At 50.0% G+C, this 26,375-nt stretch carries 25 protein-coding genes; 6 read left to right on the plus strand and 19 right to left on the minus strand.

Annotated elements, in window-relative coordinates:
• Positions 1-13 precede the first annotated feature (13 nt).
• From siiD to ssb1, 5 genes are all read right to left on the minus strand, one after another.
• Positions 14-1,291 (minus strand): SPI-4 type I secretion system protein SiiD, encoded by a 1,278-nt coding sequence (gene siiD, locus ACLJPQ_RS17335; protein WP_001081933.1) that lies wholly within the window; start codon positions 1,289-1,291, stop codon positions 14-16.
• Positions 1,288-2,607, minus strand: coding sequence for an SPI-4 type I secretion system protein SiiC (siiC, locus tag ACLJPQ_RS17340; RefSeq protein WP_001670706.1), 1,320 nt, complete (start codon positions 2,605-2,607; stop codon positions 1,288-1,290). Before siiC ends, siiD begins: the two co-directional genes overlap by 4 nt.
• Entirely contained in the window at positions 2,597-3,985 is a 1,389-nt protein-coding gene (locus ACLJPQ_RS17345; RefSeq protein WP_000875183.1) for a MotA/TolQ/ExbB proton channel family protein, read from the minus strand. The genes siiC and ACLJPQ_RS17345 overlap by 11 nt, the downstream gene beginning before the upstream one ends.
• Positions 3,982-4,614: an SPI-4 type I secretion system auxiliary protein SiiA gene (siiA, locus tag ACLJPQ_RS17350; RefSeq protein WP_000389245.1), complete on the minus strand. Its 633-nt coding sequence runs from the start codon at positions 4,612-4,614 to the stop codon at positions 3,982-3,984. The genes ACLJPQ_RS17345 and siiA overlap by 4 nt, the downstream gene beginning before the upstream one ends.
• 1,039 nt (positions 4,615-5,653) lie before the next feature.
• Entirely contained in the window at positions 5,654-6,184 is a 531-nt protein-coding gene (ssb1, locus tag ACLJPQ_RS17355; protein ID WP_000168322.1) for a single-stranded DNA-binding protein SSB1, read from the minus strand.
• Positions 6,185-6,431: 247 nt separating this feature from the next.
• Between ssb1 and uvrA the strand changes: the two genes are divergently transcribed.
• The 3 genes from uvrA (at position 6,432) to ACLJPQ_RS17370 (ending at position 10,169) form a co-directional block, all read left to right on the plus strand.
• Positions 6,432-9,257, plus strand: a complete 2,826-nt coding sequence (gene uvrA / locus ACLJPQ_RS17360) for an excinuclease ABC subunit UvrA (protein ID WP_000357725.1) — start codon at positions 6,432-6,434, stop codon at positions 9,255-9,257.
• Between the two features lie 131 nt (positions 9,258-9,388).
• A complete protein-coding gene (locus ACLJPQ_RS17365) occupies positions 9,389-9,844 on the plus strand; it encodes a hypothetical protein (RefSeq protein ID WP_000432197.1) in 456 nt (151 codons plus the stop codon).
• Positions 9,831-10,169: a hypothetical protein gene (locus ACLJPQ_RS17370; RefSeq protein WP_000146587.1), complete on the plus strand. Its 339-nt coding sequence runs from the start codon at positions 9,831-9,833 to the stop codon at positions 10,167-10,169. Before ACLJPQ_RS17365 ends, ACLJPQ_RS17370 begins: the two co-directional genes overlap by 14 nt.
• On the opposite strand, the gene ACLJPQ_RS17375 is transcribed toward ACLJPQ_RS17370, so the two are convergent.
• The 6 genes from ACLJPQ_RS17375 to dnaB all read right to left on the minus strand — a co-directional run bounded on the left by ACLJPQ_RS17375 (position 10,170) and on the right by dnaB (position 15,879).
• Positions 10,170-10,526: an MmcQ/YjbR family DNA-binding protein gene (locus ACLJPQ_RS17375; RefSeq protein ID WP_000155665.1), complete on the minus strand. Its 357-nt coding sequence runs from the start codon at positions 10,524-10,526 to the stop codon at positions 10,170-10,172.
• Between the two features lie 2 nt (positions 10,527-10,528).
• Positions 10,529-10,945, minus strand: coding sequence for a secondary thiamine-phosphate synthase enzyme YjbQ (locus ACLJPQ_RS17380; protein ID WP_000270392.1), 417 nt, complete (start codon positions 10,943-10,945; stop codon positions 10,529-10,531).
• Positions 10,946-11,073: 128 nt separating this feature from the next.
• Positions 11,074-11,787 (minus strand): acid phosphatase AphA, encoded by a 714-nt coding sequence (gene aphA, locus ACLJPQ_RS17385; RefSeq protein ID WP_000724435.1) that lies wholly within the window; start codon positions 11,785-11,787, stop codon positions 11,074-11,076.
• 186 nt (positions 11,788-11,973) lie between these two features.
• Positions 11,974-13,167, minus strand: a complete 1,194-nt coding sequence (tyrB, locus tag ACLJPQ_RS17390) for an aromatic amino acid transaminase (RefSeq protein WP_080184860.1) — start codon at positions 13,165-13,167, stop codon at positions 11,974-11,976.
• Positions 13,168-13,352: 185 nt separating this feature from the next.
• On the minus strand, positions 13,353-14,432 hold the full coding sequence (gene alr, locus ACLJPQ_RS17395; RefSeq protein ID WP_001147297.1) for an alanine racemase: 1,080 nt from the start codon (positions 14,430-14,432) through the stop codon (positions 13,353-13,355).
• Between the two features lie 31 nt (positions 14,433-14,463).
• A complete protein-coding gene (dnaB, locus tag ACLJPQ_RS17400) occupies positions 14,464-15,879 on the minus strand; it encodes a replicative DNA helicase (RefSeq protein WP_000918353.1) in 1,416 nt (471 codons plus the stop codon).
• 64 nt (positions 15,880-15,943) lie between these two features.
• On the opposite strand from dnaB, the gene ACLJPQ_RS17405 reads away from it, so the two are divergent.
• Positions 15,944-16,927, plus strand: coding sequence for a quinone oxidoreductase (locus tag ACLJPQ_RS17405; protein ID WP_080184859.1), 984 nt, complete (start codon positions 15,944-15,946; stop codon positions 16,925-16,927).
• A gap of 174 nt (positions 16,928-17,101) precedes the next feature.
• Here the strand turns inward: ACLJPQ_RS17405 and pspG are convergent, their stop codons facing one another.
• The 3 genes from pspG to ACLJPQ_RS17420 form a co-directional block, all read right to left on the minus strand.
• The gene (pspG, locus tag ACLJPQ_RS17410) at positions 17,102-17,344 is read right to left on the minus strand and encodes an envelope stress response protein PspG (RefSeq protein ID WP_000891414.1); all 243 of its coding nucleotides are present in this window, start codon (positions 17,342-17,344) and stop codon (positions 17,102-17,104) included.
• A 167-nt stretch (positions 17,345-17,511) separates the two neighbouring features.
• Positions 17,512-18,510, minus strand: coding sequence for a tRNA dihydrouridine(20/20a) synthase DusA (gene dusA, locus ACLJPQ_RS17415; protein ID WP_079830916.1), 999 nt, complete (start codon positions 18,508-18,510; stop codon positions 17,512-17,514).
• 87 nt (positions 18,511-18,597) lie between these two features.
• Positions 18,598-19,908: a conjugal transfer protein TraF gene (locus ACLJPQ_RS17420; RefSeq protein WP_001039337.1), complete on the minus strand. Its 1,311-nt coding sequence runs from the start codon at positions 19,906-19,908 to the stop codon at positions 18,598-18,600.
• Positions 19,909-20,154: 246 nt separating this feature from the next.
• Between ACLJPQ_RS17420 and zur the strand changes: the two genes are divergently transcribed.
• Complete coding sequence (gene zur / locus ACLJPQ_RS17425; RefSeq protein ID WP_000416271.1) at positions 20,155-20,670, plus strand: zinc uptake transcriptional repressor Zur; 516 nt, start codon at positions 20,155-20,157, stop codon at positions 20,668-20,670.
• 98 nt (positions 20,671-20,768) lie between these two features.
• Here the strand turns inward: zur and ACLJPQ_RS17430 are convergent, their stop codons facing one another.
• From ACLJPQ_RS17430 to ACLJPQ_RS17450, 5 genes are all read right to left on the minus strand, one after another.
• On the minus strand, positions 20,769-20,978 hold the full coding sequence (locus ACLJPQ_RS17430) for a CsbD family protein (RefSeq protein WP_001030592.1): 210 nt from the start codon (positions 20,976-20,978) through the stop codon (positions 20,769-20,771).
• A gap of 21 nt (positions 20,979-20,999) precedes the next feature.
• Positions 21,000-21,113, minus strand: coding sequence for a hypothetical protein (locus tag ACLJPQ_RS17435; protein WP_010989093.1), 114 nt, complete (start codon positions 21,111-21,113; stop codon positions 21,000-21,002).
• Positions 21,110-22,435 (minus strand): MATE family efflux transporter DinF, encoded by a 1,326-nt coding sequence (gene dinF / locus ACLJPQ_RS17440; protein ID WP_001128113.1) that lies wholly within the window; start codon positions 22,433-22,435, stop codon positions 21,110-21,112. The genes ACLJPQ_RS17435 and dinF overlap by 4 nt, the downstream gene beginning before the upstream one ends.
• Before the next feature lie 178 nt (positions 22,436-22,613).
• A complete protein-coding gene (gene lexA / locus ACLJPQ_RS17445; RefSeq protein ID WP_000646079.1) occupies positions 22,614-23,222 on the minus strand; it encodes a transcriptional repressor LexA in 609 nt (202 codons plus the stop codon).
• A gap of 108 nt (positions 23,223-23,330) precedes the next feature.
• Entirely contained in the window at positions 23,331-23,699 is a 369-nt protein-coding gene (locus tag ACLJPQ_RS17450) for a diacylglycerol kinase (RefSeq protein WP_000002900.1), read from the minus strand.
• Positions 23,700-23,869: 170 nt separating this feature from the next.
• On the opposite strand from ACLJPQ_RS17450, the gene plsB reads away from it, so the two are divergent.
• Positions 23,870-26,290, plus strand: coding sequence for a glycerol-3-phosphate 1-O-acyltransferase PlsB (plsB, locus tag ACLJPQ_RS17455; RefSeq protein ID WP_001631823.1), 2,421 nt, complete (start codon positions 23,870-23,872; stop codon positions 26,288-26,290).
• The last annotated feature ends 85 nt before the right edge of the window (positions 26,291-26,375 follow it).

Here is a 26,375-nt window from a genome sequence, read left to right on the forward strand (position 1 = left end):
ATTATATTCACTCTCAAGGTGTATCTAATCGTTTAGTATTAACTGGTTCTGAAAAGGCTTTGTCCACGCCTTTCATCAAGGGAGATAACAGGTATTCCATAATGCTGTGTTTTCCGGTAATTACACTAGCGTCAACAGTCATACCTGGTTTTAACCACCGTAAATCATCTTCATTAACATCGAATGCAATAATTACTTTATAATAACGCTGAATTGTTCCTCCGGTATTTTCCTCATAGGAATCAGGGCTAATATTATCGATAGTCGCATTATACGATTTTATCTTTGGTTGGATAATTGACTGCACATCCAGTTTAACGGCTTCATCTACATATATTTGGTCACGGTATTTGGGTAATATTTTCACATCGGCCAGCATAGTCCTTACTTTTGGTTTTATTTCAAAAAGTAAGTCTGCCGCCTGAATCACACCACCATGAGTAGTGGCACTTTTATTGATTTTATAAATTACACCGTCAACCGGTGAATAGATATCCTCCTCATTTATCTGCTTCTCTATTACTTTTAATGTAGAGTTAACAACCTCAAGTTCCTGAAGATTTTTAGATATTATTTTAGATAAAGATAAGCGCAATTCATTATTAAGCGCCTCAATATCATTAACAACCAGCTCAATATCATCTTTTTTTAAAGTGATGCTACTTTCAATATCATTAATTTCAGACTTAACTTTTATATACGCCTGTTTCTTGTTAAGAAAATTGGTATATGGGCTAATTCCTTTTTTTACCAGTGGAGAAAGAATATTTATTTCTTCGGCAAGCAATGCAAGTTCTTTTTCTTTCGAACTCAGCTTCTCTTGTAATCCGCTAATCTCAGAATCAAGAGAGGTTTTTTTTAAGTCTTTAGCTCTTATCTGACTATGCACTAATTCAATATTCGCTTTTACCTCTTTATTGCTTAAAGAACGGGTGCCATCCAGGGTAATCAATCCACTCTCATTTTCTTTATCAAGAATGAAAGATATTTCGTTAACATCTTTATCCAGATACCCTTTTTGAGTTCTATACCTTTGATATTCTTTTTGCAGATCAAGGTTAACGACCTTTGCAAGGAGTTCTCCTTTTTTTACAGTATCACCCTCGGCCACATAAATATCTTGTATCGTCCCTCCTTTAGAAAGAGATATTAACTGAGCATTATCTTTAGTGGTGATAACGCCCTGACCATGAACCACTGAATTAATTTCTATAAAGTAGGTAAGGATAATAATTAAGATCGTCAAAGAAATAATTATCATCATGAGATGATCGCTTTGTCTTCTATTCATTTCATTACATTTAACTCACTTTCAGTATTTCCTTTTAAATAATCCATTAAATGAAAAATCAATGAGAGTTGCTGTAACTTTAAAATATACAGGCTATATTTGCTGTCGATCATGCTTACATATGCCTGAAATGCTTCATTACGGCTTGAAATTAAATCAAGCAAACTTTTTTGCCCTAACTGAAACTCCTGCTCATATAATTCAGTAAGCTGTAACGCGTTTGTATGTGAACGTTCCGCCACTGAGTAAGTCTCTTTTGCAGCGGCGTATCTTGAAAGTTGTGAATCAATGTTATAACGCGTTTTAATCAAAAAATCGTCAATTTGCAGCTTAGCCTGCGAGTAACTTGCCACCATTTTTCTTTCCTGGGCTGAATTTCTGAACCCATTAAAAATGTTGAAACTGACATTGATACCTGTTTTAAATTCATCTTCATAATCACTTTTTTTGGCACTACCGCTTGGATTATTCTGTACATAGCTGGACACGAGATCTACAGTCGGAAAATAGGATGATTTTGCGGCATTAATATCTTCGGTCGCGGCTTTTCGGGTATTGACAAGCATCTTATAGTCATCGTTGTATTTCATCACCATGTCCATAAGTTTTTCAGGACTTTCGACAAAGATATATTTTTTGAAGAGGTTGAATTTTTCATCGCTTTGAATCTGATCTGGTGACAAATTCAGACCAGTCATATTCTGCATTTTATACATTTCATCATCCAACATCGACTGATACATAATGCTTCTGGTATTTAATGCATCGATAGATACTTGTACTTTACGCATATCAGATTGCATAGCTACACCGGAAGATACCAGCAGCGAAAAAGTTTCCAGCATCTTTTTATAAAACTCTTTCTCCAGATTTACGCCATCAATCATTTCACGATATTTACTGATGTTGTAATAGGTTGTCACAACCTCCTGAGACACTATATTCTTTGTTTTTTCATAGTCAGTTTTACTATTATCTCTTTCATATTCAGATTTCCTGATATTAGCCCCCCTCACTCCAAAATCCGTTATTCGGTATGATAAGGACACCTTATTTTCAACGTTTCTCTCGGTACCTGACGACTCCTTCCTGTTATTATTAAGGCCAGATGTTAGATCCAGGGTAGGATAAAGTGCTGCCCGTGAAAGATCTAAGTCACTGTTTTTCTTTTCAGTCTCATAATATGAAACAGCAACAGAGGGCTGATGCGTTAATGCGGCATTAACTAAATCTCTTAGAGGAATGACCGGAAGCTCGCTGGCGTATGTACTTTGTGTAATAAAAGCAGTCGTCAGAAAAAACATCTTAATCTTCATTTTTTTCCTCCTTGTTTAACAAACGTTGCTTTACTATTTCCTGATGCATAGATGTTATTTTTTCCATTAATGGCATATAGGTATCACGGTAGCTAACCATTTCAGCACTAATCTCTTTAGTATTGGTAATAATCTTTTTATCAGTAGCCGATAGATCGGATAGCGCTAAATGAACATTGTTCATATCCTCATCCATTTCTTTTCTCAGCCCATCGAGAGTATGAGAAATATCGGCACTGCCAGCGGCAATATCGTTTATGGTCTTACCATGTGAAAGAGATTCCTGATAACATTTATCAACTGATGTCATTATTGAATCATTCTTTTTATCTATAATATTTTGTATTGTACTCATTGCCTCCAGTCGTGCATTATTATCAGCAAGCAGGATATTACCTTCAGATAAACGAGAGGTAATTGTTATTACACCGTCAGATAATTTTTTGAGATTTTCGTTACTGCTTACCAGATAACCATCAATCAGCGTAGAAATTTGTTCCAGTTTTGCTGAGTTATCCAATAGTCGGTTTTGCAAAGTGACAAAGCTATCTGATAGCATCTCTCGTTTCTTTTCTTCATCCTGCGTCCGTAAGTTTTCAACTGTCAGGTAGTTATCAAAAAACGCTTTAAACAACTCTTTAAATTCTACAAGCGTCTCTGATTCAACCCGCAGGCTTCGCTGTTTATTATTGGATCTGTTGCTTATGATTTTTAATTTTTTGATTTCCGTAGAAACAAGGGAATAGGAGCTGCGAACAAAAACACTTTGTGAGGTCAGGAGTATGGCGCAAACAACACCATAGATAGAAGATACAAATGCGGTATTCATCCCTTTCAATGGTTCAGAAAGCGACGCTACCATTGTCACGATCATATTGAGTGTATTACTTGCATTATCACCGCCAACATCTGATGGCGAGCTCAATAAGTTCCCGATTGAACCAATCGTAATAGACAGACCCGCAAACGTCCCCAACAGGCCAACAAGCGTCGACACATTGCTACAGCTCATAATAAATGACAATCGTTGGTTACGGGCGGTAGACACATTGTCATCTAATTCCATCAGTAAATTGAAATCACACTGTTTGGGCTCCCCGGCAAACAAAACCTGATTGAGGTTAGAAAGAATGCTATTTTTTCTACTGGCGTCCTGAGCTATTAATATGTCTTTTGCTGAAATATTTTTAAGAATAGTGAATAATGCACACAAAGAACCTGTAATATAAATGGCAATAATGACTCCATTGTAAATTGCAGAAACCATGAAGTTATCAAAAACATACTCTCTTATACCGGGAAAAGATAAAGCGAAAAAAGGGAGGATGGCAAGGAAAAAACAGACAAACAAATAGCGGTAATGATTTATATATTTCACTCTGACACCTTTTTATTAATAGTCGTGATAATAGCTTTACTCGTTGTACTTGATGCTGCGGAGTTAACACTCATGTCAATAACTACATCAGGATATATTTTCTTAATCTCTTTCATCAAAATAATTCCCCGTTCATATCCCAGTCGTAGAGAGTCAGAGAAAGAGATGTCTGCCTGAGGAATAACCATTTCTATCAATAAATTACTATTGATTTTGTCTTCTAACCAAGCCTTTATTTTATGAGTGTCCTCTTCTGAAAAGCTTCTCAGCCTGCCATGATACGTAATAACAAGCTCATTTTTTGTAGACGTTATATCAGTTTTCTGACCATCGGCGATATCGTATACTCCAACCTCCTTACCTGACATTGTAGTCATTCCGTCCGACATATCTTGGGTATTCACTTCCTTATTAATTATTTCATTAGCATTTGAATTGTCATTGGCTCCGCTATTTTGAGCAGTAGATTTAGTCTTACTCTCTATATTTGCTTTATAAACTTTAATTGAGTTGTCATACATAATAATCATATTATTAAGTGCAAACACCAACATAAGAAATATAAAAATGCACAATACCGTAGAGAATGTATCAACAAAACTAGGCCACGGATTACTTTCGTCTTCCATGTTGTCTCCTGATATTACATTGTGAATAAAATGTTTTTGTGGATTAGAAAGGATAATGGATGCTCAACTTATTCAGAAAGTGAACGCTACCGCCCTTGGCTTCCTGCTACCAATACGCTTTATAGAGTTCAGTTTTCTTACATCTCGTAATCAGAAAAATAAAAACAACGACGCCATTTTTATGCGCCCACAACAAAGATGAGTGCTTTAATTAAAAACACTCTTCATTTTTTAATTAGGTAGACATCAATTATTGCACTAACTATATCTTCCCCAATAATAGGTATCGCATAAGCTCTCAACTCATAAATAAAAAATAGTCATCAGCAAATTAAAACCACCCGCCGATAAATAGATTTGTTAGCTAATCATTGAAACTCTAAATCATTTTAAGGACATATTTCTTTTTAATACGCGTTATAACCATACGTATTTAATAAATTTGCCTCCAGAGGATAAAATGAATTTTCACAATTAAAACATAGGGTCATAGGGACTTCAATATAACTTAAATCATTAAAAATATAATAAGTGGGGAGTAAAAAATCAGAATTGCGTAAAAAAATACATAAATAAAACCATTTTTTATATAAAGCCAGCTATAAGTAACAAGTTTATCTTCAGCAATTAAAAATAAAGCAAGATGAACATATCATATTTGACCTCATCACAAGCTAAAGCAAACATTTAATTAACTATTGATAATACCGACCATTCTCTAACGTTATTTTATAATATCTTTTTGTTGTCAAAAAATGGCTATAAATTATATATTTTGCAGATGAGTTTTCTCTTTCATATTTAAGACAATCCGGGTTATTGCAGTACATTTATGAACTTCGGCTGGATAATGATGTGCCGAGGCGAGTCGGCCAGAGGCGATAAGCGACATTTTTCCGTAAGATATGCGCTTCTCTTTTTTGAAAGGGATACAAAGACAATAATACCAGGTAAGAAAATGCCTGGTTTACACCAGGCATTTCAGCAGACGAGAACTATAGCGAAAATGCAAATAACGCTTTGAGTTTTTTACCAAAAATCAGAACGGAATGTCGTCGTCAAAATCCATTGGCGGTTCGTTAGACGGCGCTGGCGCGGATTGCTGTGGACGCGACTGCGCGCCGCCGCTGAACTGGTTGCCGCCCTGCGGCTGCTGAGGTTGTTGCGGCTGACCCCAACCCCCCTGCTGCTGACCGCCTGCCGGTGCGCCGCCGCCCTGGCGACCACCCAGCATCTGCATCACGCCGCCGATCTGCGGAACGTTAATTTCAGTCGTATAGCGTTCCTGGCCACTCTGATCGGTCCACTTGCGGGTACGCAATTGACCTTCGATATACACCTGAGAACCTTTACGCAGATATTCGCCGGCCACTTCCGCCAGTTTGCCGAACATCACCACCCGGTGCCATTCAGTCTGCTCTTTCATTTCGCCGGTCTGCTTATCGCGCCAGGATTCAGAAGTAGCCAGCGTTAAGTTGGCGACAGCGCCGCCACTCGGCATATAGCGTACTTCCGGGTCCTGGCCCAGATTACCAACGAGAATCACCTTGTTTACGCCTCTGCTGGCCATAATTGAGTCTCCTGAATACGTTTCATAAATAGTGTAAACGCGTGAGTGTACCATTTCCACGTAGCATTTTAATAGCTGCGATGCAGGTTCCAGGTCACTCGCGCGAACCTCATATTGTTGCATACTTTAGCTGAAGATGCATTCCAATACTGTATATTCAAACAGGTTAAATTGTGTCATAATTAGCCGTTTCTGCCGTTTGTCCTTCAAACAAACCAGGCATCCGAGTCTCTACCGGGAAAGGTGAATGGATAAGATCGAAGTTCGGGGCGCCCGCACCCATAATCTCAAAAATATTAACCTCGTCATCCCCCGCGACAAACTGATTGTCGTGACCGGGCTTTCGGGTTCAGGCAAATCCTCACTGGCTTTCGACACTCTGTATGCCGAAGGGCAGCGTCGTTACGTTGAATCGCTCTCCGCTTACGCGCGGCAGTTTTTGTCGCTCATGGAAAAACCGGATGTCGACCATATTGAGGGGTTATCGCCCGCGATCTCAATTGAACAGAAATCGACATCGCACAACCCGCGCTCTACGGTGGGTACTATTACCGAGATCCACGACTACCTGCGCCTGCTGTTTGCCCGCGTGGGCGAGCCGCGTTGTCCGGACCATGACGTGCCGCTGGCGGCGCAAACCGTTAGCCAGATGGTCGATAACGTGCTGTCACAGCCGGAAGGCAAACGTCTGATGCTGCTGGCGCCGATTATTAAAGAGCGTAAAGGCGAACACACCAAAACGCTGGAAAATCTGGCAAGCCAGGGTTACATTCGCGCCCGTATTGACGGCGAAGTCTGCGATCTCTCCGATCCGCCGAAGCTGGAGCTGCAAAAGAAACATACCATTGAGGTGGTGATCGATCGCTTCAAAGTTCGCAACGATCTTTCCCAACGCCTGGCGGAGTCGTTCGAAACGGCGCTGGAATTATCCGGCGGCACGGCGGTTGTTGCCGATATGGACGATGAGAAAGCGGAGGAGCTTCTGTTCTCCGCCAATTTTGCCTGTCCGATTTGCGGCTACAGTATGCGCGAGCTGGAACCGCGTCTGTTCTCGTTCAACAACCCGGCAGGCGCCTGCCCGACCTGTGACGGCCTCGGCGTTCAGCAATATTTCGATCCGGACCGCGTGATCCAGAATCCCGACCTGTCGCTGGCAGGCGGCGCGATTCGTGGTTGGGATCGTCGCAATTTTTACTACTTTCAAATGCTCAAGTCGCTGGCGGAACACTATAAGTTCGACGTAGATGCGCCGTGGGCAAGCCTCAGCGCCAACGTACATAAAGTCGTGCTGTACGGTTCCGGCAAAGAGAACATTGAATTTAAATATATGAACGATCGCGGCGATACCTCCGTGCGCCGCCATCCGTTCGAAGGCGTGCTGCATAATATGGAGCGCCGTTATAAAGAGACGGAATCCAGCGCGGTGCGCGAAGAGCTGGCGAAGTTCATCAGTAATCGCCCCTGCGCCAGCTGTGAAGGAACGCGACTGAATCGCGAAGCGCGCCATGTATTTGTGGAAAATACGCCGCTGCCTGCTATTTCCGATATGAGCATTGGCCATGCGATGGATTTTTTCACTAATCTCAAGCTTTCCGGGCAACGGGCGAAAATCGCCGAAAAAGTGCTAAAAGAGATCGGCGATCGTCTCAAGTTTCTGGTGAACGTCGGCCTGAACTATCTCACGCTCTCCCGCTCGGCAGAGACGCTTTCCGGCGGCGAAGCCCAGCGTATTCGTCTGGCGAGCCAGATAGGCGCCGGGTTAGTCGGCGTGATGTATGTGCTGGATGAACCTTCCATCGGTCTGCACCAGCGTGATAACGAACGGCTGCTGGGTACGCTGATTCATCTGCGCAATCTTGGCAATACCGTGATTGTGGTGGAACACGATGAAGACGCCATCCGCGCCGCCGACCATGTGATTGATATTGGCCCCGGCGCGGGCGTTCACGGCGGCGAGGTGGTGGCGGAAGGCCCGCTGGAAGCCATTATGGCGGTACCGGAATCGCTGACCGGCCAGTACATGAGCGGTAAACGCAAAATTGAAGTGCCGAAACAACGCGTGCCGGCAAATCCAGAAAAAGTGCTCAAACTCACCGGCGCGCGCGGCAACAACCTGAAAGATGTGACCCTTACGCTACCGGTAGGGCTGTTTACCTGTATCACCGGCGTCTCGGGTTCCGGTAAATCGACGCTGATTAACGACACGCTGTTCCCCATCGCCCAGCGTCAGCTAAACGGGGCGACTATCGCCGAACCGGCGCCGTATCGGGATATTCAGGGGCTGGAACATTTCGATAAAGTGATCGATATCGACCAGAGCCCGATCGGGCGCACCCCGCGTTCCAACCCGGCGACCTATACGGGCGTCTTTACCCCGGTTCGCGAACTTTTTGCTGGCGTGCCGGAATCTCGCTCGCGCGGCTATACGCCAGGGCGATTCAGCTTCAACGTGCGCGGCGGTCGCTGCGAAGCGTGCCAGGGCGATGGCGTCATTAAAGTCGAAATGCACTTTCTGCCGGATATTTACGTGCCGTGCGACCAGTGCAAAGGCAAGCGCTATAACCGGGAAACGCTGGAGATTAAGTACAAAGGCAAGACCATCCACGAAGTGCTGGATATGACCATTGAAGAAGCGCGTGAGTTCTTTGATGCGGTTCCGGCGCTGGCGCGTAAGCTGCAGACGCTGATGGACGTGGGGCTGACCTATATCCGTCTTGGTCAGTCGGCGACGACGCTTTCCGGCGGCGAGGCCCAGCGCGTGAAGCTGGCACGCGAACTGTCGAAGCGCGGCACCGGGCAGACGCTGTATATTCTCGACGAGCCGACCACCGGCCTGCACTTTGCCGATATTCAGCAGTTGCTTGACGTTCTGCATCAGTTGCGCGATCAGGGCAACACCATCGTGGTGATCGAACACAACCTGGACGTCATTAAAACGGCGGACTGGATTGTCGACCTCGGCCCGGAAGGCGGCAGCGGCGGCGGCGAAATTCTCGTCTCCGGTACGCCGGAAACCGTGGCGGAGTGCGAGGCGTCGCATACCGCCCGCTTCCTTAAACCTATGCTCAAATAACCTTCACGCCGCTTTCCGATTCGCCGGGAAGCGGCATCATTTTTCCTCATCCCACCTCATTGTCTCCGTGTTGAGCATTTGTGATTTGCGTGCCGCCTCGCTCTGACATGTGATAGCGCAAACGGTCTGTTATGGAAAACACCATGAAGTTGCCCTACGCAATCACACTACTGCTGTGCCTGTTTTTAGCCGCCTGTACGCTGCCTGACCGCTTTAGCGCCGTGGCTTTTCAACAACTGACGCTATTACAAACGCGCTCAACCCGCTTCCTGCAGGACGCGGCGCGAATACCGTGGCAAAAAGAGACACTGCTCAAGGATGACCGCGATATCCGCCAGACATTTTTTCAGGCTGAGCGGGTCGCCCGTCAAGGTGGGGATAAACACCGACTCGATAATCTGGCGCTGCTGAAAAATCACTATTTGCGTCTTTATGCGCGGGTTATGCAACGTAAGCAACCACTTACTCACATCCAGGCAGAGAGATACCAACAGCAAAATAATCAGGTCTGGAAATTAGCTATACAGGGTGAGTGTCTGCATTGGGGCGCCCACTGCACTCAGGGAGATGAAAATGGCGTCTATTAACGAAATACATAACCTGATGACCACCGCCCGGGCCGAACACCCTGTAGCGTCCTCGGCGATTGCCGAGTTTATCCAGACGTATAAGCAGGCAAGAGAAGACAGCGACGACGCTATCCGCGAGTCCGCCGCGTTTATCGCCCGCGCGCTTCAGGAACATGCTCGCGGCTGGCTGGACGACGACGATATGATTATTCTGCTGGAAGGACAGCGGGACCTCGCCAGGCTACGCGCCAATAATGCGCAAATCGCCCTCGGCAGCCGTATCCGGTCTACGGTCATCCGCCTCATTGATATCGCCCTGGCGTTGTTGGTCGGCGCGCTATAATCAGGACTGCGGCAACTGCTTGCGTTTATCTTCCGGCAGCGCATTTACCGCCTGTTGATAAGAGGCATCGACCAGATAATAGAGTTGTGAATCCGGCAGCGATCCGTCCAGATAGACCGTGCTCCAGTGCGCTTTATTAAGGTGCCGACTCGGTCGTACATCGCTGTGCTGCTGGCGTAACAACTCTGCCAGTTCCGGGCTGGTTTTGAGAGAGGCTGCCGGGCGTCCTTCAACTTCTTTTACCATCGCGAAAAGTACATCTTCCACTTTAATTTGCGTCGCTTTCCAGTCGCTGTGGACGCTCTGCTCTGCGCCAGGTTTTGCCATGCAGTATTGCAGTAATTCCGAAATGGTCATTATCATTCCCCTTGTAGTGTCGCGATAATTTTACGTGGACCGCCGTGAATACGGTGCTCTCCCAACCAGATACCTTGCCATGTTCCTAACTGTAAACGCCCCTGGCGTACAGGCAGCAGCAACGAGACGCCCAATACTGACGACTTAATATGCGAAGGCATGTCATCCGCGCCTTCGTAATCATGTTCATACGCCGCATTATCGGGAACGGTTTTCAGGAAATGGCGCTCCATATCAGCGCGCACGGTGGGATCGCAGTTTTCGTTTAGCGTCAGCGAGGCCGAGGTATGTAGCAACAACAGATGCAGCAAACCCGTTTCGACAGGCGGTAAGCCAGACAATTTATCGATAATTTCATCTGTTATCAGATGAAACCCGCGCGGCTTCTCGCTCAGTGTAATGGTGCGCTGATACCACATAGGCTGCTCCTTCCTAAAAACAAACGTCTCCTGAATAGTGTGCAGCAAGTCTGGAAAAGGTAAAAGCCAGCGGGGCAAGTTTGTGCAAAAATCATGCAAAAAAGGAGAGCCTGACGCTCTCCTGATTTTTAGTACTCCGAGTTGACAATGACTTCCTCGCCAAACGCTCCTGCCTGCGGCAGCGGTTTGTAGGTGGAGTTAGCCGCGCGCAGGATGCGAATACCGCGGATACCACAATCACGAGCTGCGGTAATATCGTTATCCGAATCGCCGTAGAAGATACGCATGTTCTTCTCCTGCAGCCACTGTACTTTCGTATTTTGTTCCGGTTTATCGCCGGCGAAAATCACCGGATTCATATTCGCCGCCGGAATATGGAAGTTATCCGCCAGCGTTTTCGACACGGTTTCCGTTTTCGTCTGACTACGACCAGTGACAAAGTAAATACTGTCGCCACGGCGAACATGCATATCAATGAGCTGTCGGGCCACTTCTTTTGGAATACTGAACTCATCCCAGCCGTTGTTCATTTTTTCCCAAAAGGCCGGATTTTTCAGATAATCGTCGCTGTCCGGGGAGTAGGTTTTCTTTCCGCGCCAGAATCCGGGGCTGGAAAATAACACGGTGTCGTCAATATCAAAGCCGACCGCCATCGGCGGGCGTCCGGTGAGGCTGTTTTCAATCTGGGCGACAGAGACCCAATGGACAGGCGCTTGTTCCGCGAGTTTTGCAACATTAGTGCCCGGATTGAGCGTCGAAGGGGAAGATACTAACGCATTCGCGGAATGGTTTAGCGTAAACAACAAACAGACGGCACTCAGCGCCAGGGTTATTTTTTTCATGGTTTTCCCTTAAAATTCAAAATATTATAATTATTAAGATGAGTCTTTGCTCAAAAAACTATCTGACCATAACGCCAGTAACGGTCAAAAGGAAGGATTATCTGCGGTTTTGTTACGAAAAAAGAGGATGATCACAACAGCTATTGTCAGGCCGGAGGGCACTGTTATCGCCGTCCGGCCTGAATATTACATGACAGCGGCAAATGCCTTCGCCACGCGGTGTACATTTGAATCATTAAGCCCGGCGACACACATGCGGCCACTGGCAATCAGGTAAACGCCAAACTCATCGCGCAACCGCTCGACCTGCTCCTCGCTTAACCCGGTATAGCTGAACATACCGCGCTGCTGTAACAAGTAATCAAAGTTGCGGTCAGGCATCTCCGCCTTCAGCTCCTTCACCAGCGTCTGGCGCATCGATATAATGCGGTTACGCATCGCGTCGACTTCCGCCAGCCAGCCCGCTTTTAACGCCTCATCGCCCAGGACCGTAGCGACCACCTGAGCGCCGAAACACGGCGGACTGGAGTAAATTCGGCGCACCGTCGCTTTTAGCTGTCCCAGAACCCGCGCGGCAATTTCAGCATCTTCACACACCACGGACAGGCCGCCGACGCGCTCGCCGTACAGCGAGAAAATCTTCGAAAAAGAATTACTGACTAACGCAGGTAACCCGGCGCTGGCAATGGCGCGAATAGCGTAAGCATCCTCGTCCATGCCTGCGCCAAACCCCTGATAGGCAATATCAAGGAACGGAATCAGATCGCGCGCTTTCACTATTTCAATCACCGCATCCCATTGCGAAGGCGTTAAATCCGCCCCGGTCGGGTTGTGACAACAGGGGTGCAGCAACACGATACTGCGCGCAGGTAACGTATTCAGCGTGGCCAGCAGATCGTTAAAACGGATGCCGTTAGTCGCGTCGTCATACCAGGGGTAAGTACTCACTTCGAATCCTGCCCCGGCAAATATCGCAATATGGTTTTCCCAGGTGGGGTCGCTCACCCATACGCCTGCGTCGGGGAAATAACGCTTCAGGAAATCCGCGCCCACTTTCAGCGCGCCGGAACCGCCTAATGTCTGGATAGTGGCCACGCGCTGTTGCTGAAGAACCGGGTGATCGGCGCCAAAGAGCAAAGGCGCGATAGTATGGCGATAAGTATTGAGTCCTTCCATCGGCAGGTACAGCGAAGCGCCATGCGGCTGCGCGTTAAGCCGGGCTTCGGCTTCGGCCACCGTTTTAAGCTGTGGGATAATCCCGTCTTCGTTGTAATACAGGCCAATGCTCAGATTTACTTTGTCGTGACGGGAGTCGTCTTTAAAACGCTCCATCAGTGAAAGAATCGGATCGCCGGCATAGGCGTCAACTTTTTGAAACACGCGATGGTTCTCCAGGTTTACAGAGGGCAGGAAATAACACAATAAACCGGAAGGACGAGAAGATCGAGAGGATGTTGTGGTGGATGCGCATATTACCGGATAGCGGCATGAACGTTTTATCCGGCCTACAGCCAATGCGCGATACAAGCCGGATAAGCGCAAGCGCCACCCGGCCTGCCGCGTATTTAATCAATATACTTCATCGCCACCCTTGAGGTCAGGCGCGTGATAAGTTCGTAAGCACTTACTTTTGTCATTTCAGCGATACGTTCAACCGGCAGACCTTCACCCCATAAGACCACCGGATCGCCCGCGTTATCCTGCGCGTTTGGCCCCAAATCTACGCAAATCATATCCATCGCCACCCGCCCGACAATCGGGACTTCACGACCATTGACCAGCACTGGCGTACCGGAAGGCGCCGCTCGTGGGTAGCCATCGCCATAACCCATCGCCACCACGCCCAGGCGCGTGTCGCGCTCACTCACCCATGTCCCGCCGTAACCCACCGGTTCGCCCGCTTTGTGGTCACGCACCGCGATCAAACTGGAGGTTAAGGACATCACCGGCTGAAAACCAAAATCAGGCCCCCAGGGTTTGTGTTCCAGCGGCGATACGCCATACAAAATGATGCCCGGACGCGCCCAGTCAAAGTGAGACTGCGGCCACAGCAGAATACCGCCAGACGCGGCAATAGAGCGCTGACCGGGTTTACCCTGACAGAAGGCATTAAAAATGTCGAGCTGATGTTCGGTAGCGCCGCATTCCGGCTCATCCGCACGGGCAAAATGGCTGACGATATTCACCGGCTGGCGTACATTTTTACAGTGCGTCAGACGCTGGTAGAACGCCTCCGCCTCTTCGGGACGCACGCCGAGACGATGCATACCGGTATCCAGTTTCATCCAGACCGTTACCGGCTCCGCCAGCTCCACCGCCTCCAGGGCGGCAAGCTGCTCCTGATTATGTACGGCGGTATGCAGACATTGCGCGGAAATGGTCGGCAGATCGGCGGCGTCGAAAAAACCCTCCAGCAGCAGGATAGGCTGCGTGATCCCGCCCGCTCGCAGACGTAGAGCCTCTTCAAGACGCGCCACGCCAAAAGCGTCAGCATCAGGGAGCGTTCGCGCGGTCTCCAGAAGACCGTGTCCATAAGCGTTCGCTTTCACCACCGCAACCAGCTTACTGGCAGGCGCCAGTTCACGCAGACGTTGCAGGTTGTGTCGCAGAGCGCGGCGGTTAATGACGACTGTTGCCGCTTGCATTTGAATTCCTTGTTAACAGAATGACGGAGAGTTACTCATCATCGTATTGCGGTCCCGCATAGTTATCGAAGCGCGACCACTGACCATTGAACGTCAGACGAACCGTACCGATAGGACCGTTACGTTGCTTACCAATAATAATTTCAGCAATGCCTTTTAAGTCGCTGTTCTCGTGATAAACCTCATCACGGTAGATAAACATAATTAAGTCGGCATCCTGTTCAATAGAGCCGGATTCACGCAGGTCGGAGTTCACCGGACGTTTATCCGCGCGTTGTTCCAGGGAGCGGTTAAGCTGCGATAGCGCCACGACTGGCACCTGAAGCTCCTTCGCCAGCGCTTTCAACGAGCGGGAAATTTCGGCGATTTCCAGAGTACGGTTATCAGAAAGCGACGGCACGCGCATCAATTGCAGGTAGTCGATCATAATCAGACTTAACCCGCCATGTTCGCGGAAAATACGCCGCGCGCGCGAACGGACTTCTGTCGGCGTAAGACCTGAGGAGTCGTCAATATACATATTGCGTTTCTCCAGCAGAATGCCCATCGTGCCGGAGATTCGCGCCCAGTCTTCATCATCAAGTTGACCGGTACGAATACGTGTCTGATCGACGCGGGACAGCGAGGCCAGCATACGCATCATGATCTGTTCGCCGGGCATCTCCAGGCTGAAGATCAGTACCGGTTTATCCTGCAACATCGCCGCATTTTCGCAGAGGTTCATCGCAAAAGTGGTTTTACCCATGGAGGGGCGCGCCGCGACGATAATCAAATCCGAACGCTGTAACCCTGCCGTCTTTTTATTGAGATCCTGATAGCCGGTATCCACGCCTGTAACGCCATCGTGCGGTTGCTGGAACAACTGCTCAATACGCGCCACGGTAGCGTCGAGGATCTGGTCGATGCTTTTCGGACCTTCGTCTTTGTTGGCCCGGTTTTCCGCGATCTGGAAGACGCGCGACTCCGCCAGATCCAGCAGTTCGTCGCTATTGCGCCCCTGTGGATCGTAACCGGCGTCCGCAATTTCATGCGCCACCGCGATCATATCGCGGACCACGGCGCGTTCGCGCACAATGTCCGCATAAGCACTGATGTTCGCCGCGCTTGGCGTGTTTTTAGACAACTCCGCCAGATAGGCGAAGCCGCCGACGCTGTCCAGTTGGCCCTGCCGCTCCAGCGATTCCGCGAGCGTAATCAGGTCGATAGGACTGCCGCTTTCCTGCAAGCGCCCCATCTCTGTAAAGATATGGCGATGCGGGCGGGTATAGAAATCTTCCGCCACCACGCGCTCGGCCACATCGTCCCAGCGCTCGTTATCCAGCATTAAACCGCCCAACACCGACTGTTCCGCTTCAATCGAGTGCGGCGGCACTTTTATCCCGGCAACCTGCGGATCGCGGTCGCGGGCATCAGTCTGTGGTTTGTTGAAGGGTTTATTTCCTGCCATAGTGAATGGAGTTACCGAGATAGTGATTGGGTCGAAAGATTACCACATTTCTTTTGGAGGAAGCATGGCAACGCGTATTGAATTTCACAAACATGGTGGTCCGGAAGTGCTTCAGACCGTGGAGTTTACGCCAACGGAACCGGCGGAACACGAAATCCAGGTTGAGAACAAAGCCATTGGTATCAATTTCATCGACACCTATATCCGTAGCGGACTCTATCCGCCCCCGTCGTTGCCTGCGGGCCTGGGAACCGAAGCTGCGGGTGTGGTCAGTAAAGTCGGCAACGGCGTGGAGCATATTCGCGTGGGCGATCGCGTCGTCTACGCGCAGTCAACGCTCGGCGCTTACAGTTCTGTCCATAACGTCCCCGCAGATAAAGCCGCGATTTTACCTGACGCCATTTCCTTCGAACAGGCGGCAGCCTCTTTTCTCAAGGGGTTGACCGTTTTTTACCTGTTGCGCAAAACCTATGAAGTGAAACCCGACGAACCCTTCCTGTTTCATGCCGCTGCGGGCGGCGTAGGTCTGATCGCCTGCCAGTGGGCGAAAGCGCTGGGCGCGAAGCTTATCGGTACCGTCGGTAGCGCGCAAAAAGCGCAGCGGGCGCTGGACGCCGGCGCCTGGCAGGTAATTAATTACCGTGAGGAGAGCATTGTCGAACGGGTAAAAGAGATCACCGGCGGCAAAAAAGTCCGCGTGGTCTATGACTCCGTGGGGAGAGATACCTGGGAAGCCTCACTGGACTGTCTGCAACGTCGGGGACTGATGGTCAGTTTCGGCAATGCGTCCGGCCCCGTCACTGGCGTGAATTTAGGTATTCTGAATCAGAAAGGTTCCCTGTATGCCACGCGACCTTCACTACAGGGGTATATTACGACACGTGAAGAACTGACCGAAGCCAGCAATGAATTGTTCTCATTGATCGCCAGCGGCGTGATTAAAGTTGATGTGGCTGAAAATCAACGCTATGCGTTAAAAGATGCCCGTCGCGCACATGAGGTGCTGGAAAGCCGGGCCACACAGGGCTCAAGCCTGCTGATTCCGTAATAGCTCTGCAAAGAAATTGGGCTTCCACCCGGGAAGCCCTTTCTTTTTTTGTTCGGCTGTATGTAGGGTACAGCGCGATGAATTCGTTACCTGCGCAATCATGACAGATTTAATAATCGATTCCTATTTGCTTGTGAGGGCAAAGTTCCAGGTTGTGACGAACCGCTCAATACCTTAGTAAAACCGACGGTTATTGCGCTGATACTGTGGGATTTTTGGCGTTTTTACTGCTTTGATCACCCACACCACAGCCACCGCCAGCAGTAGCCACGGTAACAGCTTGATCATCAGGGCGAACATTCCACCCAGGAACATGACGGCAGTCGCTACAACCAGCGCGGCCAGAATGCCCAGCAAGGAGACGCCCGTCACCATTAACATCAGAAAAAAGCCAAGCACAAAAAGTAGTTCCAGCATAGTCGCTCCCCATAAAGATGGCATTGCCCGGCGGCACGGCGCTTACCGGGTCTGGTCAGGTAAGCTATTACAAAAATCATGCCAATATTTATGTTTTTGATATATAAAGAAAACGCCCTGCAAGACTGCACAGAGCGTGGTGAGATTGACTAATTTTTGGCGAACTTTTAACGCTTGTCTGCCACCAGTTTTAGCGCCTGCTCCAGTACAGCAACATCCGCGCCAGCTTTATGGGCGTTTTCGCTCAGATAGCGACGCCACTGTCGCGCGCCGGGGATGCCCTGGAACAACCCCAGCATATGGCGAGTGATATGCCCCAGATACGCTCCCTGGCTCAATTCACGCTCAATATAGGGATACATCGCGCGAACCACCGCAACCGGGTCGGCATCGGTGGTATCGGCGCCAAAGATCTCCCGATCCACCGCGGCCAGTATACCCGGATTCTGATAAGCTTCGCGGCCAACCATGACGCCATCCATATGGCGTAGGTGCTCCTTCGCCTCTTCCAGCGATTTGATGCCGCCGTTAATGGACATGGTCAGGTGCGGAAAATCCCGCTTTAGCTGATAGACGCGCGGGTAATCCAGCGGCGGGATCTCACGATTTTCTTTCGGGCTTAAGCCAGAAAGCCAGGCTTTGCGCGCATGGATAATAAACATCTCGCATTCGCCCCGACCGGAAACCGTATCGATGAAATCACACAGAAACGCATAACTGTCCTGATCGTCAATACCAATGCGGGTTTTTACCGTTACCGGAATCGAGACGACATCACGCATGGCTTTAACACAATCGGCGACCAGTTGCGCATTGCCCATCAAACAGGCGCCAAACATACCATTTTGCACGCGATCGGAAGGGCACCCCACGTTGAGGTTAATTTCATCGTAGCCACGCGCTTCCGCCAGCTTTGCACAATGCGCAAGCTGAGCCGGATCGCTTCCACCAAGCTGTAGAGCGACCGGATGCTCTTCTTCGCTATAAGCCAGATAGTCACCCTTACCGTGAATAATCGCGCCCGTGGTCACCATTTCGGTGTAGAGCAGCGTCTGGCGAGACAGCAAACGCAGGAAATAGCGGCAATGTCTGTCCGTCCAGTCGAGCATAGGCGCGATGGAGAAGCGATAAGCAGGTAAAGCGGAGGACTGGGTTTCAGGCTGCATGGCGAATAAATAAGCATCCGGTTAAAAAAGGGGCGTTACTATAGCATAACGCTAAACCGGAGGCGTAGCGCCTCCGGTGAAAGCACCTCAGAATGTCATTGTAAGCTGCGCGCCTGCCCCCCAGGTTTCATCTTCGCCGTACAGTCCCATTAAATCGAGATGCACACGGTTAAAGGGCGCAAAGCCAAGACCGCCGGTAACCACATTGCTATCGTTATTTTTCACATCCGCACGATACCCTGCGCGCACCGCCAGCCATGACAACGGTCGAACTTCAGCGCCGACGCCAACGTACTGTGAATTGTCTTCGCTCTTAAAGCCTTTCGTTTCCGTCAGATCGCCATCGGCGCTTACGGTCAGCAAATCGTTATGCCATGCGACGCCCGCGGTAACCAGGGGGCGGATTTGGTATGTATCTTTGTAGTTGGTGGTTTCTCCCGTCATACCATTAGTGATGTAAATATCTTTCGTATCGATATCGCGAGATACCAGATTTTGCCCGCTCAGCCCCAACGTCCAGTTTTCACCGATATCGGCAGCAAGCCCCGCATCAATGTTAAAACCCGTATCGTCATTGCGATAACGGCTGCTATTCCAGTCGCTACTGTCGTAGTTATAAATTGAGGTGGTGTAGTTATAGAGCCAGGTTTTTTGCAGTTTTGGCGTAACGCCAATGGAAACAGGCACCTCACCCACCACAAACTGCTTCGCCAGCGCAATACCGTAGTCAGATACAATCGCTACCCGCCCCGACGCGGTAGAGTTTAAATGCTTTGTAATTTCGTCAGACCCCAGCAAAGCAGCGCGTCCTGCTTCACGAAGCGCGACACGTTCATCATGCTGGATATCGCGCAGATACTGAATATCGTTCTGATCAATGGACGAACTCACGCGCCCATGCGCATAACCTTTGGCGATAAACGCCACGGAAAGCGTTTGCCCTGGAATACTTACCGCCAACCCAGCGCCGGCATTGGCGCGGGCGGTTTTTCCGTTGAGATATTCCAGCTCATCGGCCAGGTCGCGCGCGGCGCCCTGAAATTGATTCAGCACGCCTCGCGGATTGAGCAGAATTTGCCCCAGCGTAAGGTTATCGACGACCTCATCGTAGTAATCCACTTTATCGCTGATATCGTCAATTTCATCCTGGAGATTGTCTTTATCCGTAATCTGGACGCCGACCGCAGGAAGGACAACAGTGATATTGTCTTCCGGTTTGGCTTTTGCCAGTAACGCCGGATTTAACAGTACTCCGCTGCCATAATTCGCGGACGCGACGCCCGTCCCGCCCATTGCGTCATTACGCGCTTCCGTCCAGGTATTGGCGGCGCTCGCCTGCTTTGCCATAAAAAGCGAGACCGCGATAGCAATCAGTGAAAGTTTGACGTTTTTGTTCACAGTTAGCCCATCTTATTATCAGGTGAAGTAATTCCTCCGCCACGCTTTACCGGACAGAGGCGAACTATTGCTGTGAAATAGTGATGTTAAATCCTGTTGTTATAATATCGACCCTCATTAGGTATAGATGAGAATACTGGCGCGGAAAAGCTTAGCAGGCGATATATTGTCGCGGGGTAATTTCAGAGTTTTAAGCAGCTCGTGGTAAAGTAACGGATTAGACTTTCATGCCATTCGAGGTGCTACATGGAAAAGACCACAACGCAAGAGTTACTGGCGCAAGCTGAAAAACTCTGCGCGCAGCGCAACGTGCGCCTGACGCCTCAGCGCCTCGAAGTGCTGCGCCTGATGAGTCTGCAACAGGGTGCCATCAGCGCATACGATTTGCTCGATTTGCTGCGCGAAACGGAACCACAGGCCAAACCGCCCACAATCTACCGCGCGCTGGATTTTTTGCTCGAACAGGGTTTTGTCCATAAAGTGGAATCCACCAATAGTTATGTGGTTTGCCACCTGTTCGACCAGCCGACGCACAGCTCGGCCATGTTTATCTGCGATCGTTGTGGCGTGGTGAAGGAAGAGTGTGCCGAGGGCGTGGAAGACATCATGCATACGCTGGCGGCTAAAATGGGCTTTGCGCTACGACATAACGTTATTGAGGCGCACGGTCTGTGCCCTGCGTGCGTAGAAGTGGAAGCGTGTCGCCATCCGGGCGACTGTGGTCACGATCACTCGGTGCTGGTGAAGAAAAAACCGCGTTAGCCTGAACGGAAAACGGGCGGCAGTAGAGAGGGGCACGCCCGCATTCATAAGCAAACAGTGGGAAGCACATCCATGTACTCCTGGTAGGGGAAAACATATTACCAGCGATAGTTGTTACGGGTTTCCCAGTCAACAACCTCTTTTTCCGCCTGATCTTTCTGGTAACCGTAACGCTCCTGGATTTTACCTACCAGTTGGTCGCGTTTACCTTCGATAACGGTCATATCGTCATCGGTCAGTTTGCCCCATTGTTCTTTCATTTTACCTTTAAACTGTTTCCAGTTACCGCCGGCTTCGTCTTTATTCATCATCTTGTCCTCATCATTCGGTTAGGAATAGCAGGTGTTATTCGCCCAAATGCTCTGCAATTTCTGCTGGACGTGATAATAATTGTAGGCAGGAATTCGGCCTTCGGTTTTATATTCAGAATTTTTAACCGTCACGATCTGGCAAACCATGTACCCTCGCGCCAGTGACGACGCCAGATAAGGCTCAACGACAGACCGCGAAGCGCCAGGAACACGGTTAATGCCAGCCATAAACCATGATTTCCTAATACCGGCAGGGCGAAGAGCGTCAGCGCGAATCCTCCCGCGGCGACTGCCATGCTATTGCGCATTTCGGCAGCGCGCGTCGCGCCAATAAACATACCGTCGAGCAGATAGCACCATACGCCCACCAGCGGTAATACCACCTGCCAGATAAGATACCGATCCGCCAGTAGCTGTATTTGCGGCAATGAGGTCAGTAACGCGACAATATGTTCGCCTGCCAGGGCATAGACTGTGGAAAACAACAAGGCCACAATTCCTGACTGACGACACGCCGCTCGCCAGACGTCCAGTAGCTTGCTACCGTCACGCGCGCCGTAAGCCTGACCGGAGTGCGCCTCCACCGCATAAGCAAAACCGTCCAGCGCATAGGCCGTAAAGGTGAGTAAGGTCATCAGGACTGCATTTACCGCGATAATATCGCTGCCCAGCCGCGCGCCTGACACCGTGATTGCGCCAAAACAAAGCTGAAGGAGCAATGAGCGCAGCATAATATCGCGATTGAGCGCCAAAAGGCGGCGCACGTTGCCGCGCCAGGCCTGTTTTAGCATATCCAGCGACACACCGCGGAGATGGAGAACTTTACGTACCATCATGAGGCCGATCAGTAACGTGGCATATTCTGCGATGACCGTCGCCAGGGCGGCGCCCTGCACGTTCATATGAAGTCCCATCACCAGCCACAGGTCGAGCGCGATGTTGAGGATATTGCCCACGACCAACAAGATAACCGGCGCCCGCGCATACTGAACGCCTAACAGCCACCCGAGCAGCACCAGATTCGCCAGTGACGCGGGAGCGCTTAGCCAACGGATTTCAAGGAAGCGTCTCGCTTGCACCAGGACAGCGTCGTTCCCGCCGACAATATGTAAAGCCAGCTCGATAAGCGGCGTGCGAAATAGCACAATCATCACGCCTGCGCCCAGCGCCAACAATAACGGTTGAATGAGCGCCCGGGCTAACGCCTGCGGATTTTTGGCGCCAAATGCCTGCGCCGTTAGGCCGGTGGTGCTCATACGTAGAAATAGCAGCAGCATGAAAAGAAAGCTGGTGGCAGTCGCGCCCACCGCCACGCCGCCCAGGAAAACCGGGCTGTCCAGATGACCAATCACCGCCGTATCGACCAGCCCCAGTAAGGGGACGGTGATGTTAGAAAAAATCATCGGCAGCGCGAGACGCCAGAGAGCTTTATCAGAGGAGGTAAAAAGCGGCATGGAGAAAAGCCTGACAAGGAGTTAAACGAAACGAGCGCATTGCCGGATGGCGACGTAACGCCTTATCCGGCCTACAAATTAATCATCTCAGGAACTGCATTCCCGTAGGCCTGATAAGCGCAGCGCCATCAGGCTGCACGATTGCCGGATGACGGCTTACAAGGAGATTAAAAAGAGATTACAACCATTCCCCGTTGCGAATGACGCCTACCGCCAGCCCTTCAATCGTAAAGCTTTGTTCGCGCAGATCCACCACTATCGGTGTAAACTCGCTGTTTTCCGGCAGCAGCTCCACTTTATTGCCCTGCTTTTTCAGGCGTTTTACTGTCACTTCATCGTCAATGCGAGCAACAACCACCTGGCCATTACGGACGTCCTGCGTTTTATGTACCGCCAGCAAATCCCCATCCATAATACCGATGTCTTTCATCGACATACCGCTTACGCGCAGCAGGAAATCGGCGCTGGGTTTGAACAGTGAAGGATCGACCTGGTAATGGCCTTCAATATGCTGCTGCGCCAGAAGCGGTTCACCCGCCGCGACACGCCCGACAAGCGGTAATCCGTCCTCTTCTTCCTGTAACAGACGGATACCTCGCGATGCGCCGGAAACGATTTCAAGCACCCCTTTGCGCGCCAGCGCCTTAAGGTGTTCTTCCGCCGCGTTTGGGGAACGGAACCCCAAACGCTGCGCGATTTCCGCACGCGTCGGTGGCATACCTGTCTGGCTGATGTGATCCCGGATGAGATCAAACACCTCTTGTTGCCTGGCCGTTAACGCTTTCATTCCGCCCCCTGGGTGTATATACAGTCATGCTGTGAGTATATACAGTTAAAGGTGATTTTGGAACCACAAACGGCGCAAAAAACAAGAGATTTATAAAATTTGGAACCTTTATCGAAAATGTGACCATAACAGGATGCCCCAGGTCATCAGGGCAACGAAAATAGACAGTAGCACCGCAGCCGATCCCATATCTTTCGCACGGCCGGAAAGCTCATGGTATTCAGAACCGATGCGGTCCACGACCGCTTCAATAGCGCTGTTGAGGATTTCAACAATCATGATAAGTAAAACGGAACCTATCAATAACACACGGGTAATCGCATCCACATCCAGCCAGCAGGCGATGATGACGCCCAGCAATACCGCGATACTTTCCTGGCGAAACGCCGCTTCGTGAGTCCATGCGGCGCGAAATCCTTTCCAGGAATATCCTGCCGCTTTGATAATTCTGGTGAATCCAGTGGTATTATTGGCCATCAAAAGAACCTTTTTACATTATTAACGTCAATGACATTATACGGTTGCCCTGCACGATTCGGACTGCCGTAACGCAGCGCGAAGTATGACGGGATACAACAGAAATTCGCTAAACTTTCTGATATCCTTGCACCGCATTTGCATTATTAACCAGAGGCTTTACATCGTTTATGTCCGGCTGGCCACGAATTTACTACAAATTACTGAATTTACCATTAAGCATACTGGTAAAAAGCAAGTCTATTCCGGCGGAACCCGCCCAGGAATTGGGGCTCGATACTTCTCGCCCCATTATGTATGTCTTGCCATACAACTCAAAAGCGGACTTACTGACGCTGCGGGCTCAATGTCTGGCGCACGATCTCCCGGATCCGCTGGAGCCGCTGGAGATCGACGGCGCGCTGCTGCCACGCTATGTATTTATTCACGGCGGACCGCGTGTCTTTACCTATTACACGCCAAAAGAAGAGTCGGTGAAACTTTTTCACGATTATCTCGATCTGCATCGGAGTAATCCGGCTTTGGACGTGCAGATGGTGCCCGTTTCCGTGATGTTTGGCCGCGCGCCGGGTCGTGAAAAGGGAGAAGATAACCCGCCTTTACGTATGCTGAACGGCGTACAGAAATTCTTTGCCATCTCCTGGCTGGGTCGCGATAGCTTTGTCCGATTCTCGCCGTCCGTCTCATTGCGTCGTATGGCTGATGAACACGGCACCGATAAAATCATCGCGCAGAAGCTGGCTCGCGTGGCGCGTATGCACTTTGCTCGCCAGCGCCTGGCGGCGGTTGGCCCACGCCTGCCCGCCCGTCAGGATCTGTTTAACAAACTGCTGGCCTCGAAAGCGATCGCCCGCGCGGTAGAAGACGAAGCGCGCAGTAAAAAAATCTCTCATGAAAAAGCGCAGCAAAACGCCATTGCGCTGATGGAAGAGATCGCGGCGAACTTCTCTTACGAGATGATTCGTTTGACCGACAGGATTTTGGGGTTTACCTGGAACCGACTGTACCAGGGGATTAACGTGCATAACGCCGAGCGCGTACGCCAACTGGCGCACGACGGGCATGAAATCGTCTATGTACCCTGTCACCGCAGCCATATGGACTACTTGCTCCTTTCTTATGTGCTGTACCATCAGGGACTGGTTCCGCCGCACATTGCCGCCGGTATTAACCTTAATTTCTGGCCCGCTGGCCCGATTTTCCGTCGTCTGGGCGCGTTCTTTATTCGTCGCACCTTTAAGGGGAATAAACTCTATTCCACCGTCTTTCGCGAATACCTGGGCGAGCTGTTCAGCCGCGGTTACTCGGTTGAGTATTTTGTCGAAGGAGGACGTTCGCGTACCGGACGTTTGTTAGACCCGAAAACCGGCACCCTGTCGATGACTATCCAGGCGATGCTGCGCGGCGGTACCCGTCCAATTACGTTAGTGCCTATTTACATCGGCTATGAGCACGTCATGGAAGTGGGCACCTATGCGAAAGAACTGCGCGGCGCGACAAAAGAGAAAGAGAGCCTGCCGCAGATGCTGAAAGGCTTGAGCAAGCTGCGCAATCTGGGTCAGGGCTACGTTAACTTTGGCGAACCGATGCCGCTCATGACGTACCTGAACCAGCATGTGCCGGAGTGGCGCGAATCTATCGACCCTATAGAGGCCATACGCCCAGCCTGGCTGACGCCGACGGTAAATAGTATCGCCGCCGATCTGATGGTGCGTATTAACAACGCTGGCGCGGCAAACGCGATGAACCTGTGTTGTACCGCGCTGTTAGCGTCGCGTCAGCGCTCGCTCACCCGCGAGCAGCTCACCGAGCAGCTTGATTGCTATCTCGATCTGATGCGCAATGTCCCTTATTCCACAGACTCAACCGTTCCTGCCGCCAACGCTGGTGAGCTCATCGCTCACGCGCTGCAGATGAATAAGTTTGAGGTCGAGAAAGACACCATTGGCGATATCATCATTCTGCCGCGCGAGCAGGCGGTGTTGATGACCTATTATCGTAACAATATCGCGCATATGTTGATTATGCCTTCGCTGATGGCGGCGATTATCACCCAGCATCGTCGCATTTCGCGTGATGCGTTGCAGCAGCATGTTGAAGCGCTCTATCCGATGTTAAAAGCGGAGCTGTTCCTGCGCTGGGAGCGCGAGGAGTTAGCCTCGGTCATTGACGCGCTGGCCAGTGAAATGCAGCGTCAGGGGCTAATTACCCTGCAGGATGATGAACTGCATATCAACCCGGCGCATTCCCGTACGCTGCAACTGCTGGCGGCAGGCGCGCGCGAAACGCTACAGCGTTATGCCATTACGTTCTGGCTGTTGAGCGCCAATCCGTCCATCAACCGCAGTACGCTGGAGAAAGAAAGCCGTACCGTGGCGCAACGTCTGTCTGTCCTGCACGGTATTAACGCGCCGGAGTTTTTCGACAAAGCGGTGTTCAGTTCACTCGTGTTGACGCTACGGGATGAGGGTTATATCAGTGATACGGGCGATGCCGAACCGGCAGAAACGATGAAGATATATCAGATGCTTGCCGATCTGATTACCTCTGATGTCCGTCTGACGATTGAAAGCGCGACGCAGGGCGAGTAAGCCAGTGCCTGAAATGCCCGATGGCGTAAGCTCATCGGGCAACTGATATGACGTATTGAAAATTTTGGCTTTGCAGGCCGGGTTC

It is taken from the genome of Salmonella sp. SAL04213, from assembly GCF_046550535.1.
In the GTDB taxonomy this organism is placed as follows: Bacteria; Pseudomonadota; Gammaproteobacteria; order Enterobacterales; family Enterobacteriaceae; genus Salmonella; species Salmonella enterica.

Coding starts and splice junctions, on each gene's coding strand:
- ACLJPQ_RS17380 (WP_000270392.1), bottom strand. CDS start 10,945: ATGTGGTATCAGCGCACCATTACACTGAGCGAGAAGCCGCGCGGGTTT.
- ACLJPQ_RS17375 (WP_000155665.1), bottom strand. CDS start 10,526: ATGACCATTTCGGAATTACTGCAATACTGCATGGCAAAACCTGGCGCA.
- lexA (WP_000646079.1), bottom strand. CDS start 23,222: ATGAAAGCGTTAACGGCCAGGCAACAAGAGGTGTTTGATCTCATCCGG.
- ssb1 (WP_000168322.1), bottom strand. CDS start 6,184: ATGGCCAGCAGAGGCGTAAACAAGGTGATTCTCGTTGGTAATCTGGGC.
- zur (WP_000416271.1), top strand. CDS start 20,155: ATGGAAAAGACCACAACGCAAGAGTTACTGGCGCAAGCTGAAAAACTC.
- siiA (WP_000389245.1), bottom strand. CDS start 4,614: ATGGAAGACGAAAGTAATCCGTGGCCTAGTTTTGTTGATACATTCTCT.
- ACLJPQ_RS17365 (WP_000432197.1), top strand. CDS start 9,389: ATGGAAAACACCATGAAGTTGCCCTACGCAATCACACTACTGCTGTGC.
- aphA (WP_000724435.1), bottom strand. CDS start 11,787: ATGAAAAAAATAACCCTGGCGCTGAGTGCCGTCTGTTTGTTGTTTACG.
- ACLJPQ_RS17405 (WP_080184859.1), top strand. CDS start 15,944: ATGGCAACGCGTATTGAATTTCACAAACATGGTGGTCCGGAAGTGCTT.
- ACLJPQ_RS17370 (WP_000146587.1), top strand. CDS start 9,831: ATGGCGTCTATTAACGAAATACATAACCTGATGACCACCGCCCGGGCC.
- uvrA (WP_000357725.1), top strand. CDS start 6,432: ATGGATAAGATCGAAGTTCGGGGCGCCCGCACCCATAATCTCAAAAAT.
- ACLJPQ_RS17450 (WP_000002900.1), bottom strand. CDS start 23,699: ATGGCCAATAATACCACTGGATTCACCAGAATTATCAAAGCGGCAGGA.
- siiD (WP_001081933.1), bottom strand. CDS start 1,291: ATGAATAGAAGACAAAGCGATCATCTCATGATGATAATTATTTCTTTG.
- plsB (WP_001631823.1), top strand. CDS start 23,870: ATGTCCGGCTGGCCACGAATTTACTACAAATTACTGAATTTACCATTA.
- siiC (WP_001670706.1), bottom strand. CDS start 2,607: ATGAAGATTAAGATGTTTTTTCTGACGACTGCTTTTATTACACAAAGT.
- alr (WP_001147297.1), bottom strand. CDS start 14,432: ATGCAAGCGGCAACAGTCGTCATTAACCGCCGCGCTCTGCGACACAAC.
- ACLJPQ_RS17430 (WP_001030592.1), bottom strand. CDS start 20,978: ATGAATAAAGACGAAGCCGGCGGTAACTGGAAACAGTTTAAAGGTAAA.
- dinF (WP_001128113.1), bottom strand. CDS start 22,435: ATGCCGCTTTTTACCTCCTCTGATAAAGCTCTCTGGCGTCTCGCGCTG.
- dnaB (WP_000918353.1), bottom strand. CDS start 15,879: ATGGCAGGAAATAAACCCTTCAACAAACCACAGACTGATGCCCGCGAC.
- pspG (WP_000891414.1), bottom strand. CDS start 17,344: ATGCTGGAACTACTTTTTGTGCTTGGCTTTTTTCTGATGTTAATGGTG.
- dusA (WP_079830916.1), bottom strand. CDS start 18,510: ATGCAGCCTGAAACCCAGTCCTCCGCTTTACCTGCTTATCGCTTCTCC.